This is a genomic window from Kribbella sp. NPDC020701, from assembly GCF_055562215.1.
Genome location: NZ_JBVHFT010000015.1, coordinates 207,590 through 221,022 on the forward strand (window position 1 = coordinate 207,590; position 13,433 = coordinate 221,022).

The following is a 13,433-nucleotide window of genomic DNA, read 5'->3' on the forward strand; positions in this document are numbered from 1 at the left end:
AGCGGGAGACGGCTTCAGATCAGGCTTCGTGGTCTTCGATGCTCGTGGGCATACCGAACGCGGCGACGTGGTGGGCTCCGACGAAGGCGTTGCTCTCGACGATCCTTCCTTTCTCGATGGTCAGAACGTCGACGACCATCGCCTCGTACCGATCGCTGCCCGGGCGGCGGAGATAGCAGATCAGGGCCGGCCGTCCGTTGGCAGCCGACGGGAACGTGAGCCAATCCAGGGGCCTGCCCAGGAACTCGGCCGCTGCATCGCTTCCGACGACAGGTGGGTCCGGCGGCATGGTGATGCGCACGTCTTCGGCCAGCAACACCCCGAAGCTCGCGGGATCGGTCGCCGCGGCATAGCGACGCAAGATGTCCTCGTCCTCGCTGGTCAGCACCGGCCTGCGCCAGTCTCGGGAATCACCTGGCGCATAGTGACGTAAGGTCTTCCGGGCCCGCTGGATCAGACTGTTCACCGCTGGCACGGCAAGGCCGAGACCGTCGGCGATCTCGGCCGGCGTCCAGCCCGAAACGTCACGCAGTACGAACGCCGCCCGTTGCCGTGGGGGCAGATACATCAGCGCGGCGATCAGCGCGAGTTCGACGGTCTCTCGTGCCACCACATCTGATGGCGGATCCTCGCCCAGCAGCGAGTCGGGATAGGGACCGATATCGGTGCACCACTCCATCGGGTCGCCGACCGGCACGGTTCGCCGCGCGGCGGCCTTGCGGTGATCGAGGTAGACATTGGTGGCGATCCGGTAGAGCCAGGTCCGGATCGACGCCCTCCCCTCGTACTGCGTGCGGGAGCGCCAGCCACGCAGGAACGTCTCCTGGACCAGATCGTCCGCATCGGCGACGTTCCCGGCGAGTCGGTAGCAGTGCGCATGCAACGGGCGCCGGTGTTCCTCGAACGCCGCCCGGAACCAGATCTCGTCCGCCGTACTCGTCATACGCCTCCAGAAACATGCTGGTCGTGACCGCTCCGTACGGACGCCGTCGCAAGGAAAGTGCGATGACGCATCACCGGGTCGCTCGTCGATATTCATAACACCAAACCGGCCCGCACTCGACGAGGAGAACCCCCATGACCGGAGCGACCGCATCACCCCCGATCGTCGACCGTGAGACCTGGAGCCGTGAGCGCCACAGCCTCCTCGTCCGCGAGAAGGCCCACACCCGTGAGGGAGACGCGATCGCGGCGGCCCGGCGCCGGCTGCCGATGACCGAGGTCGACGCCACGGCCACACTGGTCGGCCGGAACGGGCCGGTGTCATTCCTGGACGTCTTCGACGGCCGCGACCAACTCCTCGCGTACAAGCACATGTGGCACCGCGGCGCAGGCATCGAAGGCCAGTGTGAGGGCTGTACGGCGAGCATCTTCGACGTCCACGACGCCAGTTACCTGAACCATCGCGGGGTGTCCTTCGCGGTCTTCTGTGAAGGGCCGTGGGAGGAGATCGCGCCGTTCCGCGAATTCATGGGCTACACGTTGCCGTGGTACTCGATGCTCGGAGTCGAGGATCGCGGCGTCGGCGCCGGGCTCCTGGACGAACCGGGCTACTTCGCCTGCTACCTGCGCGACGGTGACCGTGTGTTCCTCACCAACGAGACGATCGGTCGCGGCGTCGAGGCAGCCATGGTGCAGGCCCAACTGCTCGATCTGACGGTCTACGGCCGTCAAGAAGACTGGGAGGACTCGCCAGAGGGTTGGCCTCAGGATCCGACCCACTCCTGGTGGATGAAAGACGGCCGCCCCGTCCCGCAGTGGACCAGGCCGGGCGCTGTGTGATGTCTCAAGACCGCCGCTGGGACAGCCATTGTTGGTAGGACTTGGATTCTTCGAGACCGGGTTCAGGACCGCCGGGCAGGGGGCTGTTGAAGACGAGCCTCGCGGTGGCTTCTAGTGCGCTTCGGAGCAGATCGGCGGGACCGCTGGCTTCGAAGCCCAGGGTCCACCAGTTCTGGCCGATGGTGCTGACCTCGGTGAGTTCCACGTCGCACTGTGGCTCCTGGTCCAACTGCGAGGCGCGCGTCACGATCTGTCCGCCGGCCAGTGCGAAACGGCTGATGCGTCGCCTTTTGCGTACCGGCTGCCAGCCGCCCGGGTAGGCGCTGTCCTGGCCGGGCAGGCTGACCGGAAAGGACCACTTCTGCCAGGACTCCAGGCGTCCGCGGGTGCGGCCCGCCACCTCCAAGATTCCTGGGCTCCCGTGGTACATCTTGACCTCGAAGGCCCTGCTTCCACGGACCTTCACCGAAAGGCCAGGCAGCCGCGGATCCAGCAGGTAGCTGTCCTCGCGTGACTCCGTCTCGATCGGGAACCGCCCGAACCAACCGGTCACTGCGGTCTCCAGCCGGCCCGGGAAGATCCAGCGCACCTCCAGGCTGCGGACCTCCTCGCCCGCCGCGCCTTGAGGCGGTTCACCCGTCATCGCCACACGCTCCTGACGCCGGCCGGATACCAACATGTCTGTGGCCTGCTTACTCAGTGGCTTTCTCGGGAGTGGGAGTACCGGTCATCGGCAAGGCCCCGCCCTCGGCGGCCTCGAGCTCGTCCTTGTCGGGCAGTCCGCGCACGGCTCCGATGATCGCCACGGCGATGGCGGCCCCGACCAGCGGGCCCACGATATAGAGCCACCAGCCCGTGTAGTCGTTGCCGACGATGTCGGGCCCGAGGGTGCGGGCCGGGTTCATGGACGCGCCGCTGATCGGGCTGGCGAACAAGCCGAGCAGCGCGACCGTCGAGCCGACCGCGATCGCCGCGTTGTGGCCGATGCTGCGGCCGCCGGTCGCAGTGTTGAGGATGACGCTGACGAGGATCGCGGTCAGCACGAGTTCCATCACCATCGACTTCCACTCCCCGCCGGGAGTGTTGATCGGGTAGTTCCCGCCCGTGCTGACGTCGCCGAACATCACCTCCAGGAACAGTGCGGCACAGATGGCGCCGGCGAGCTGGACGACCCAGTACGGCACTATCCATTTGGTGGGAAACACACCCCGGGCGGCGAAGGCGAATGTCACGGCCGGGTTGATGTGGAGTCCCGATAGCGGACCCCAGGCGTAGATCATCGCCATGACCACCGCGCCGGGCGCGATCACCGCCGCGGTCCTGCTGATTGGTTCGTTGCCCACGTAATGGTTGATCACCCCCGATCCGGCCGCCACCGTCACCAGGACGAAGGTGCCCAGGAACTCGATGATCAGCCGGATCCACAGCGGCCGTTGCCGCAGGGTGTCTTCCTCGAGCCGGATGAAGTACCGACGCCCGAGTGACGAGGTGTTCTCGGCAACGGGATCTAGCGCGGGGTCTGCCATGGCGCATCCCTTTCCTGCTCGGCCGTCCGGGCCGGACCGCCCGGATTCGGATTCAGATATCGGTGGTCGCTTCGACCCGGCCGGCTTTGACGGCGCTCTGGAGCGCGGCGTAGTCGGCTTCGTTCTGGTCGGCGTAGGTTTCGGCGAAGTCGGCAATTGCCTGGTCGAAGGTGTCCGAGCCGCCGAGGTAGGCGGCCAGGGCTACGCGGTCGCCGGAGCGAGCGTGGGCGCGGGCCAAGGTCGATCCGCACAGGCGGGCGTAGACCACCATGCCCGAGGGCCGCATCCGCTCGATGTCGAGGGAGAACTTCCAGTCCTTGAGCTGGCGGACGTAATAGTCGCGGTCCACCCCGTCCGGGCCCGGCGTGTGGGTCCAGCCGAGGAAGATGTCGCTCTCGGCCTGCATCAGGTGCTGTCCGGCGACCACGCGCTCGCCCTGGTTGGTGTACTGGCTGCGCCCGCAGTAGTTCGCCAGTACCGACGGCTGCGCTTCCTTGGCCTGCAGGAACACCGGCTCGACGCCGTCTCCGCTGTCCATCAGCACGATCCAGGCGCGGGTGCCGACGCTGCCCACGCCGACGACCTTGCGGGCCGCCTGGACCAGTGTGAACTGCTCGAGCATGTGCCGCCGGTCGGACTGCAGGGTACGCCGGTACTTACCCAGCACCACGCGGATCTGCTCATACACCTCACCGGCCCGCTCGTCGGCGAAGACCTGCTCGATGGGGACGACCATCGGGGGGTCACTGATGATCTGCCGACGGCCCTCGACGACCGTGGTCAGCTTGCGCAATGCCTGGGTGCTGTCGCGGGTATGGGCCTTGACCACCATCTTCTCGGTCGCCGCGAACCTCTTCGGCTTCATCCGGGACCGGAAATCCCCCATGACCTGTTCGATATCCAGGTGCGTGTACCAAACGTCCAGGAACGTCTGGTCCGCGAACCCGAGCATCGCCTTCCGGTACCCCTTCGCCGCGGCGAGGACGATCTTGCGGCGGTGCTTGCCCTTGAATCCGTTCTCCCGTCCCGCCACGGCCAGGCTCGCCGCCAGCCGCTTGACGTCCCATTCGAACGGCCCGGGCAGCGTCTCGTCGAAGTCGTTGACGTCGAAGACCAGCTCCCGCTCCGGTGAGGCGTACGCGCCGAAGTTGGACAGATGTGCATCTCCGCACAGCTGCACCCGCAGCCCCGACGTGGGCGTCGTGGCCAGGTCAGCCGCCATCGGCAGCGCAGCCCCCCGATAGAACGTGAACGGCGACACCAGCATCCGCCCGTGCCGGATCGGCACCAGCTCCGGCACCCGCGACTTCGACTGCTCCAGCAGCAGCCCCACCGGATCCCGCGACCCGCTGGGCTGGAACTCCGCGTGCGACTCCCGCGGAGTGACCCTCCGGGCGTCCTTCCCCAAGGCGACCCGGTCCGCACGGCTCAACTGCCCGTGCGCCCCGGCCTGCTTCGAATCTCTCCGGAACGACCGCGCGGCAGGGCTCGCCGATCTGCCACCCCGAGTCGTCACAGTCATAGCTCCCCCTGAGAACAGCATCGTTCCCTGGACCACGCTCCCTACCCTGATACCGAGAGGGGCAGCCCGGCATCACCCCTGCTGGGTGACGAGAGGGTGCGCCGGTCGCACTGCGTGGCAGCTCTTCACAAACAGACAATTGATCGCCCAGATCGACTCATCGTCCGGCTCGTCGATCGGCAGGGTCCGCGAGTGGAGGATTGCGTAGTACTCCGGCCGCGGGGCGACCGCACACCACGCGGCCGGCCGCTCGTCCACGTATCCGATGAGTCCAACCGGCGTACCCGCCCGGACAAAGTCCTCCAAGGCCGCCCGATTCTCCGCGCTGCCATTCACGGCGACCACCGAACCAGGCAGTCGCCGAGCCATGCACCAACACCCCCGCGTCCCCCGGCTGGGCCCGAACAACTCGGTCAGGTCGTCCCACCGCGCTTGATCAACCGGGTGCACCGCGATCCCCATCCGCGCATTCAACCACGGCACGCTCGCGCTGAAGAGGAGCTCAGCGTGGGCTGTTGGGTTGCGGGTCGGAGGGGTCGAAGAGGTTCGTCTGGTAGGCGAGGACTATGGCTTGGGCTCGGTCGCGGAGGTTGAGTTTTTGGAGGAGGCGGGTGATGTGGGTTTTGACGGTCGTGTCGCTGATGAAGAGTTCGTGGCCGATCTCGGCGTTGGACAGGCCGCGGGTGATCAGGCGGAACACCTCCAGTTCGCGGGTCGTCAAGGTGTCCACGGCCTTCGGCGGAGGCTGGCGGTGGAGGCGGGTGAAGTGCTGGATCACTCGTTTGGTGATGGCGGGTGACAGGAGGGCGTCTCCGGCGGCAACCGTTCGTACGGCGGCGATCAGCTGCTCGGGAGGGTCGTCCTTGAGGACGAAACCGCTCGCGCCTGCTTGGAGTGCTTGGAAGACGTAGTCGTCGAGGTCGAAGGTGGTCAGGATCAGGATCCGCGCGGACGCATCGGTCGCCATGATCCGCCGGGTCGCCTCGAGCCCGTCGAGCTCCGGCATCCGGATGTCCATCAAGATGACGTGCGGATGGAAGCGGGCTGCCTGAGCCACCGCCTCGAGACCGTTGCTCGCCTCGGCCACGACCTCCACGTCGGGTTCGTCGGCGAGCAGCAGCCGGAACCCCGCTCGTACCATCGACTGGTCGTCCACTACCAGGACACGGATCGTCATCTGGCACCTCCGTCCAACGGAAGCTGCGCGCGGAGCACGAACCCGCCGGTACGCACGGTGCCCGCGGTCATGCCCCCGCCGAAGATCCTGACGCGCTCGCGGATCCCAACGAGTCCATGGCCGACACCCGCGTCGGTGGAAGGGCCACCGGGGCCGTCGTCACGAACCTCGAGTCGAAGCTCCGTTGCGGAGTACTGCACCTCGACCTCCGCCTGACTCGCACGGGCGTGCTTGAGGGCGTTCGTGAGCCCCTCCTGCAGGATGCGGTAGGCGGACAGGTCGAGGCCCGGCGGCAGCGCGACCGGCGTACCGCGGATCTCGAGCCGCACGGGCAACCCCGCAGCTCGTACGTCGTCCACGAGCGAGTCGAGGTTGTCGAGTCCCGGGTGTGGCAGGAGCTCGAGTTCGTCACCGTCGTGCCGCATCGCGTTGAGAAGGCGGCGCATCTCCGCGAGTGCCGTGCGTCCAGCCTGCTCGACGTTCTTGAGCGTCTCCCGATCCTGCGTGTCGGTCTCGGGCATCCGGTGGCGCACAGCCCCCACCTGGAGCACCATCACGCTGACAGCGTGCGCGACGACGTCATGGAGCTCTCGGGCGATCCGGGCGCGCTCCTCGGCGACCGCAATGCGAGCCGCCGCCTCCCGTTCTCGCTCGGCCCGGGTCGCGCGCTCCTCAGCGGCCTCGGTCTGCTCGGTCCGGTCCCGTAGCGCGAAGCCCAGGAGCCATCCGATCCCGAACACCAGGGGCGTGAAGATGACGTCGCCGCTCGTGTGAGCCGGGTCGTTGTAGATGACGATCGCCGCACTGCAGAGCACGATCGCCAAGCCGACCCGTGCCTGCGTGTCGCGGCGCAGGTTGCCGAGCAGCAGGGCAGCACCGATACCGGCGACGGAGAGTCCGGCTTCATCGACGATGAGTAGGCCGTCCACGAAGGACAGCCCCGCACTCGCCAGCCAGGTGCTCGCCGGTGCGGCGAACGGAAAGCGTCGTCGCCAGAGCAGCGTGAGTACGACGGCGGTGACCGCGAGCACTTCGAACCACAGCTTCGGGCCGGTCGGGTGACCCGGGTCGCCGCGCAACGCCGTACTGATCGCACTCTCGACCGCCGCGATCACAATCAGCAGGTCGAGACCGTACTTCGCGAAGAACAGCCGCACTCGGCTCACCTGGTCAACGTACGTCTCCACCATCGTCGCCTGCGTCCTACCAAAGTCGGACAGGAACTCGTCGTTTGGTGCCGGTGTGAACACGGCCTTCCGACGACGCGCTCGCGCGTCCACGTCCATAGCGTCGTGAACACCACAAAAGCCGCTGAGAACCAGTCTCAGCGCTGGAACTGACGGAAGTGGACGACATGACGACATCTGACACCGCTACCCGGGCAGTCCACATCCCGACCTGGACCCGCGGCACTGTACTGACGGTGTGGGCAGCCGCCGCACTCCCGATCGGTGTACTCGCCTGGGTAGTCGCGCCGGCGCTGGCGCACGCCTTCTCGGGGCCGATGGCCCTTCCCCAAGCACTCATCCTGTGCCTCGCAGCTGGACTGATCTGGCAGTTCGTCCTCGTACTGATCGTCGTACGACGCGAGCAGGGCAACTTGCGCTGGTCAGTCGTGAAGGGCGCACTGTGGCTCAACACCCCGGTCAGCCCACGCACCGGCAAGCGCAGCAAGCGGCTCTGGTGGATGGTTCTGCCGCTGGCGGCGTTGCTTGCCCTCGAAGAAATGTTGCCGTCACCTCCTACTCCGGTGGCCCGTGACCTCGGTCTGATCTTCGGGTCTGACAGCGGGCAGACGTGGATGTCCGGCAACTGGATGTGGTTCGCCATCCTCGTCATCGTGTTCATCTTCAACACCGCTCTCGGCGAAGAGTTGTTGTTCCGTGGCCTGCTGCTGCCCCGGATGGGAACGTTCGGTCGCGCCGACTGGGTGGTCAACGGAGTGCTGTTCGCCTGCTACCACCTGCATGAGCCGTGGGTCATCCCGCAAACGCTCCTGGTCGACACGTTCGCCGAGGCCCTGCCCGCGCGGCGCTGGCGCAGTTCCCTCATCGCCATCGCGGTCCACAGTTCGCAAAGCGTCTTCTTCTTCGTGATCGGGCTCGCCCTCGTCCTGCGGTGACCGCTAGTTCGTGATGACCCAGCGCTGGGACGGCCCCATGTAGTCGCGCAGCCCGCCGGTGTGGTTCTTCGGGCCGGCGGGCGCCACTCCACGCGAATACGGAAGATCGGTGTGTGCCGGTACGAATGACTGCGCTGCCTGCTTCGCGGAGAGTCCCATGGGCCGAACAGTCTCGTTAACGCACGGCGATCGCCTCATCCCGGCAGGGTGAAGTTCTGCGTCAGGTTAACGCCGACCATGCCGCACGCGGGGAAGGTTCACACCACCCAACCCCACCAGAGCGAAAGTCGTTTGCAGCTTGGGGTTCGGGCCTCAGCAGGACAGTTTTCGGTTCCCCTATTTTGTTGGCAGGTTCTCGGCGTACGTTGGCGATGCCGAGGATCTCCTCTGCCCGGACCCCGCTCTGCGTCACCCCGGCGAACCATTGCCGACACCGTGAAAGTAGAAGCGCATGGACTCCCACGACGTATTCAGTACGGAAACCGCCGGACTGCCTGCTGCGGCGCCCACGAGCATGGTGCGGCTGCGGGACGGAGACCTGCTCGAGCTCGGCATCGGCGCAGTGCGCAAGCGCATCGAGGGCGCCGACCTGCGCATGCTCGCCTACAGCGGTTCGATCCCGGGTCCGACCCTGCACGTCGATCAGGGGTCGGAGATCACGGTGCGGGTCAGGAACGAAGGTGACATAGAGACGACCGTGCACTGGCACGGCCTGCGGTTGGAGAACCGGTACGACGGGGTCCCGCACGAGACTCAGAGGCCGATCGAGATCGGTGGCTCATTCACCTACACGTTGCAGTTCCCCGACGCCGGCTTGTACTGGTACCACCCGCACATGCGGGAGGACTTCGCCCAGGAGATGGGCCTGTACGGCGCGATCGTCGTCGAGCCTTCGGACTCCTCGTACTGGCCGGCCGTCGACCGGCAGTTCACTGTCACCGTGGACGACCTCCTGGTCGAAGACGGACACATCGCGTCCTTCAACCGCTCCGGGCCGACCTTCACCGCGATGGGCCGGTTCGGCAACGTCATGCTGATCAACGGGGAGGCCCAGTTCTCCGGTCAAGCGGCGCAGGGCGAGGTCGTACGCCTGTATCTCGTCAACACCGCCAACACGCGGATCTTCAATGTCGCCGTCCGCGGTGCCCGGGCGAAGTTGGTCGGCGGGGACAGCGGCCGGTACGAGCGTGAGACGTTCGTCGAGGCAGTACTGCTGTCCCCCTCCGAACGCGCGGTCCTCGACGTACTGTTCGACACCCCCGGCGACGTACGACTGGAGCATCGCACCCCTGATCGGGTGTACGACCTCGGCGGATTCACGGTCACGGCCGGCGCGGGCGGCGGTACCGCTGCGGCGTTCGAGACGCTGCGCACCGACCCCGACCTCACCGCCGTCCACCAGTCGATCCGGCCCGACCTCGACCGGCCGCCCGACAAGGTCCTCGCCTTCCTCTCCCGCATGCCGCTTCTGTACGGCGAAGACGACGTACTGGCGTCCAGCTACGTATGCCCGATGCACCCCGAAGTCACCGCCACCGAGCCGTCGAAGTGCCCGCAGTGCGGCATGAAGCTGGTCCCGTCCACCGCGGCGCCGCAGGAGGGTGCGGCGCACGGCGCCCACGATCACGGCGATGGCCTGGAGTGGGAGGACCTGATGCCGGAGATCAACCGGGCATCGGATCCGAGCAACATGATCTGGCAACTCGTCGACCGGGAGACCGGCGCCGAGAACGCGGCCATCACGTGGTCTTTCACCGTTGGCGACCGAGTGAAGATCCGGCTGGTCAACGAGATGGACTCCGACCACCCGATGCACCACCCGTTCCACATTCATGGCGCCGGTCGCTTCCTCATCCTGTCCAGGGACGACGTGCCGGAGTCCAACCTCGTCTGGAAGGACACCGTCCTGGTGCGGGCCGGTGAAACGGTGGACATCCTGCTGGACGTCTCCAATCCCGGGTTGTGGATGGCGCACTGCCACATCGCCGAACACACCGAGAGCGGGATGATGTTCAGCTTCAACGTCGCGCGACGTCCCGAGGCGGTGCCGTCATGACGAACATCCTGGACGTGCTGGTCATCGGCGGCGGCCAGGCCGGTCTGGTGATGGGCTACCACCTGGCTGACCGCGGGCTGCGCTTCCTGATCGTGGACGCCAACGCGGAGATCGGCCACGCGTGGCGCTCACGGTGGGATTCCCTGCAACTGTTCACACCCGCCCAGTTCGACAACCTGCCCGGAATGACCTTCCCCGCTGCGAAGGACACCTATCCCGGCAAGGACGACGTCGCGGACTTCCTGCAGGCCTATGTGGCACGATTCCGGCTGCCGGTGCGGCTGAACACGACCGCCGAATCGCTGACCAGGACTGCCGACGGGTACGTCGTGACGACGGCGCGAGACACCTTGCAGGCACGGCAGGTGGTCGTTGCCACCGGCCCCTTCCACATCCCGTCGGTGCCACCGATCGCGAACGACCTCGGCCCAGAGGTGACCCAGCTCCACAGCGCGGAGTACCGGCGACCGCAAGACATCCCGGCGGGACGGGTCCTGGTGGTCGGGGCCGCGAACTCGGGCTGCCAGATTGCCCTGGAGCTCAGCGCCACCCACACGGTGGAACTGGCTGCCGGCCAACGGCTCCCCACGATCCCCCAGCGGCCGTTGGGCCGCGACGTGTGGTGGTGGGCGAGCGGGATCGGACTGGATCGTGTCACTGTCGGCTCCCGGCTGGGACAACGTCTGGCCGGGCGTGACCAGGTGATCGGCGACGGCCCGCGTCAGCTCGCCAAGCGACACGGCATCCGGGTCCGCCCCCGTGCGACCAGGGCGACCGGTCGGACCGTGACCTTCGCCGACGGCGCTGTGGCCGAGTACGACGCCGTCGTGTGGGCGACCGGGTTCACCGCGGACCACGCCTGGATCGACGTCCCCGGCGTACAGGACGCACGCGGACGCATCCTGCACCGACGCGGCGTCACCCCATCCCCCGGTCTGTACCTGCTCGGCATGACGTGGCAGCACACCAGGACCTCCGCCCTGCTCGGCTGGGTCGGCTCCGACGCGTCCTACCTCGCGGACCAGATCGCAACCAGGCACGCAGGTCACGCCGTCCAGACCTCGCAGTCACCACCCACCTGATGCCCAGATTGTTCGCCGACGAACGTGCCCCGCTCGGGTGGGGACTCGTCTGGGGCGGGCTCCAGGCAGCATCGCCACTCGGCTTCTGGTGGCTCGATGCGGCAACCGTCTATGCCCTCTCGTTGGCGCTGATCGCAGCGGTCTACATCGGGTTCGCGGTGGCCGACGGACGACCGGCCGTCATCGCCGTGGAGTGCACCGTCGCCGGAGCATTCGTCGTACTCGCGGCTGCGGGCGTCACCGGATCGGCGTGGCTGCTCGTTCTCGGCCTCGTCGCCCACGGGTTCAAGGACCTCTGGCAACACCGCACTCACTACGTGGCGAACACCCGGTGGTGGCCTCCGTTCTGCCTCGCCGTCGACTGGCTCGCCGCCGCGATCATCGCCGTCGTGATCGCCACCGGCCACCAACTCCACTAGCCACAAATCACGGTCGACGGCTGACCGTAGTGTGTGCGTATGCATGTCGTCGTAGGTGCTGGTCCGGTCGGCTCGACCACTGCGCGGTTGCTCGCTGCTCAAGGGGAACGGGTTCGCGTGATCACTCGCTCCGGGAGTGGGCCAGATGGAGTCGAGCGGGTGGCGGCGGATGCGAGTGATGCGGCCCAGCTCTCGCGGTACGCCGAGGGCGCTCAGGCGATCTACTCGTGTGCGGGACCGGCCTACCACCGGTGGACGACGGACTGGCCTCCGCTGGGGGCAGCGCTCATCCGGGCGGCTGAAACGACAGGCGCCGTACTGGTTACCACCGGCAATCTCTACGGGTACGGCGCTGTGGACGGGCCGATGACCGAGGACACGCCGCTGCTGCCCAACTCGGTGAAGGGACGGGTGCGGGCCAAGCTGTGGACTGATGCACTGGCCGCGCATGAGGCGAAGAGGATCCGGACCGCGGAGGTTCGTGGATCGGACTACCTCGGTGCCGGCGCGGTCTCGCCGTTCAGCGTGATGGTGCTGCCCAAGGTGATCAAAGGAAGTCGCGGTACGGCGCCGGCCGACCTGGACGCGCCGCACAGTTGGACGTACGTCGGTGACGTCGCGCGCACGTTGATCGCGGTAGCAGCCGACGAGAGCGCCTGGGGTCGCGCATGGCACGTGCCCACGCCGGAGCCGCTGTCGATCCGGGCCCTCGCCACCCGCGCGGCCGAACTCGCCGGCGCACCACCGGCCCGCGTCGCCAAAATGCCCACGATCGCGCTGCGCTTGGCCGGCCTCTTCAACCCGGACGCGCGCGAGATGCTCGAAACGCAGTACCAGTGGCAACGTCCCTTCGTCCTCGACTCCACCGCCGCAACCGTTGCCTTTGGCATCAAACCCACGCCGACCGACGAAGCCCTCCGGGAAATGATCGCTTTGTGACCGCGTCTAGGCTGTGCGGATCGACGGAAGGGCAGGGATGAGTTCCAGGAGACCGCGTCGCTGGTTGCGGCGGTTGGTTGTCACGCTGGTGGTGCTGGGGATTCTGGCGGTTGCCGTGGATCGCGCGGCGGCGTGGGTGGCCGAGAATCAGCTCGCGTCGATGGCGGAGAGGGAGGCGGCGCAGTACGACGTACAGGCGGCTGACACGTCCGTCGACATCGGCGGGTTCGGGTTCCTGCCGCAGCTGGCCAGGGAGAAGTTCTCGAAGGTCACGCTGACCATGAAGGATCCGACGTTCGACTCGATCCCGGCCGAGGATCTCAAGGTCGAGATGACCGGCGTCCACGTGCCGCGTGGTCTGCTGACGCGGGAGCCGGGTACGGCGGTCACCATCGACACCACCGACGTACGCCTGCAGCTGTCGCCGGCCGAGCTGGCCAAACTCGCCGCCCGCAGCACCGGACTGAGCGGGCTGACGATGAGCGCCGTCGACGGCAAGCTCCACGCGAAGCTGTCCCTACGCGGCGTCGAGGCCGACGTGATCGTCCGCCCGCAGGTCGAGAAGGGCCGCATCGTCCTCGCCGTCGAGGAGCTCTCCGACGCGATCCCGTCCTTCATCCGGAACGCGGTGAAGAACCAACTCTCCCGCGGCATCGCCCTGCCCAAACTCCCCTACGGCGCCACCCTCGAACAGGTCACCGTCGAAGGCAACTCCATCACCCTCAATGCCACCGCAACCGACTTGAAGTTCGCCACCTGAGCGATACCGGTACTGACAGAGCCTCCCTCACCCGCCCGACTCCGCCTA

General features: G+C 67.1%; 15 protein-coding genes. 7 read left to right on the top strand and 8 right to left on the bottom strand.

Features of this window, described 5'->3' with window-relative positions:
* Positions 1-19: 19 nt before the first annotated feature.
* Positions 20-943 carry an RNA polymerase subunit sigma-70 gene (locus ACZ3HV_RS31935; RefSeq protein ID WP_465689683.1) on the bottom strand — a complete coding sequence of 308 codons (924 nt, stop codon included), beginning with the start codon at positions 941-943 and terminating at the stop codon, positions 20-22.
* A gap of 134 nt (positions 944-1,077) precedes the next feature.
* On the opposite strand from ACZ3HV_RS31935, the gene ACZ3HV_RS31940 reads away from it, so the two are divergent.
* Positions 1,078-1,782, top strand: a complete 705-nt coding sequence (locus tag ACZ3HV_RS31940; protein ID WP_465689685.1) for a DUF899 family protein — start codon at positions 1,078-1,080, stop codon at positions 1,780-1,782.
* A gap of 4 nt (positions 1,783-1,786) precedes the next feature.
* Here the strand turns inward: ACZ3HV_RS31940 and ACZ3HV_RS31945 are convergent, their stop codons facing one another.
* From ACZ3HV_RS31945 to ACZ3HV_RS31970, 6 genes are all read right to left on the bottom strand, one after another.
* Entirely contained in the window at positions 1,787-2,425 is a 639-nt protein-coding gene (locus ACZ3HV_RS31945) for a hypothetical protein (RefSeq protein WP_465689687.1), read from the bottom strand.
* A 49-nt stretch (positions 2,426-2,474) separates the two neighbouring features.
* Positions 2,475-3,308: an MIP/aquaporin family protein gene (locus ACZ3HV_RS31950; RefSeq protein WP_465689689.1), complete on the bottom strand. Its 834-nt coding sequence runs from the start codon at positions 3,306-3,308 to the stop codon at positions 2,475-2,477.
* 52 nt (positions 3,309-3,360) lie between these two features.
* Positions 3,361-4,830, bottom strand: coding sequence for a DUF2252 domain-containing protein (locus ACZ3HV_RS31955; RefSeq protein WP_465689691.1), 1,470 nt, complete (start codon positions 4,828-4,830; stop codon positions 3,361-3,363).
* A 72-nt stretch (positions 4,831-4,902) separates the two neighbouring features.
* Complete coding sequence (locus ACZ3HV_RS31960) at positions 4,903-5,199, bottom strand: hypothetical protein (protein WP_465689693.1); 297 nt, start codon at positions 5,197-5,199, stop codon at positions 4,903-4,905.
* A 133-nt stretch (positions 5,200-5,332) separates the two neighbouring features.
* Positions 5,333-6,007, bottom strand: a complete 675-nt coding sequence (locus tag ACZ3HV_RS31965) for a response regulator (RefSeq protein WP_465689695.1) — start codon at positions 6,005-6,007, stop codon at positions 5,333-5,335.
* A complete protein-coding gene (locus ACZ3HV_RS31970; protein ID WP_465689696.1) occupies positions 6,004-7,173 on the bottom strand; it encodes a sensor histidine kinase in 1,170 nt (389 codons plus the stop codon). The genes ACZ3HV_RS31965 and ACZ3HV_RS31970 overlap by 4 nt, the downstream gene beginning before the upstream one ends.
* Positions 7,174-7,361: 188 nt before the next feature.
* Here ACZ3HV_RS31970 and ACZ3HV_RS31975 point away from each other — a divergent pair, with 188 nt between their 5' ends.
* Positions 7,362-8,129 (top strand): CPBP family intramembrane glutamic endopeptidase, encoded by a 768-nt coding sequence (locus tag ACZ3HV_RS31975; RefSeq protein WP_465689698.1) that lies wholly within the window; start codon positions 7,362-7,364, stop codon positions 8,127-8,129.
* 3 nt (positions 8,130-8,132) lie between these two features.
* On the opposite strand, the gene ACZ3HV_RS31980 is transcribed toward ACZ3HV_RS31975, so the two are convergent.
* The gene (locus ACZ3HV_RS31980; protein ID WP_465689700.1) at positions 8,133-8,288 is read right to left on the bottom strand and encodes a hypothetical protein; all 156 of its coding nucleotides are present in this window, start codon (positions 8,286-8,288) and stop codon (positions 8,133-8,135) included.
* Between the two features lie 292 nt (positions 8,289-8,580).
* Between ACZ3HV_RS31980 and ACZ3HV_RS31985 the strand changes: the two genes are divergently transcribed.
* The 5 genes from ACZ3HV_RS31985 to ACZ3HV_RS32005 are packed head-to-tail and all read left to right on the top strand — an operon-like array spanning position 8,581 to position 13,385.
* On the top strand, positions 8,581-10,185 hold the full coding sequence (locus tag ACZ3HV_RS31985; RefSeq protein WP_465689702.1) for a multicopper oxidase domain-containing protein: 1,605 nt from the start codon (positions 8,581-8,583) through the stop codon (positions 10,183-10,185).
* The gene (locus ACZ3HV_RS31990; protein ID WP_465689704.1) at positions 10,182-11,267 is read left to right on the top strand and encodes a flavin-containing monooxygenase; all 1,086 of its coding nucleotides are present in this window, start codon (positions 10,182-10,184) and stop codon (positions 11,265-11,267) included. The genes ACZ3HV_RS31985 and ACZ3HV_RS31990 overlap by 4 nt, the downstream gene beginning before the upstream one ends.
* Positions 11,267-11,686, top strand: coding sequence for a hypothetical protein (locus ACZ3HV_RS31995; protein WP_465689706.1), 420 nt, complete (start codon positions 11,267-11,269; stop codon positions 11,684-11,686). The genes ACZ3HV_RS31990 and ACZ3HV_RS31995 overlap by 1 nt, the downstream gene beginning before the upstream one ends.
* Positions 11,687-11,725: 39 nt before the next feature.
* The gene (locus tag ACZ3HV_RS32000; protein WP_465689708.1) at positions 11,726-12,625 is read left to right on the top strand and encodes an NAD-dependent epimerase/dehydratase family protein; all 900 of its coding nucleotides are present in this window, start codon (positions 11,726-11,728) and stop codon (positions 12,623-12,625) included.
* Positions 12,626-12,662: 37 nt separating this feature from the next.
* Entirely contained in the window at positions 12,663-13,385 is a 723-nt protein-coding gene (locus ACZ3HV_RS32005; protein WP_465689710.1) for an LmeA family phospholipid-binding protein, read from the top strand.
* Positions 13,386-13,433 lie beyond the last annotated feature (48 nt).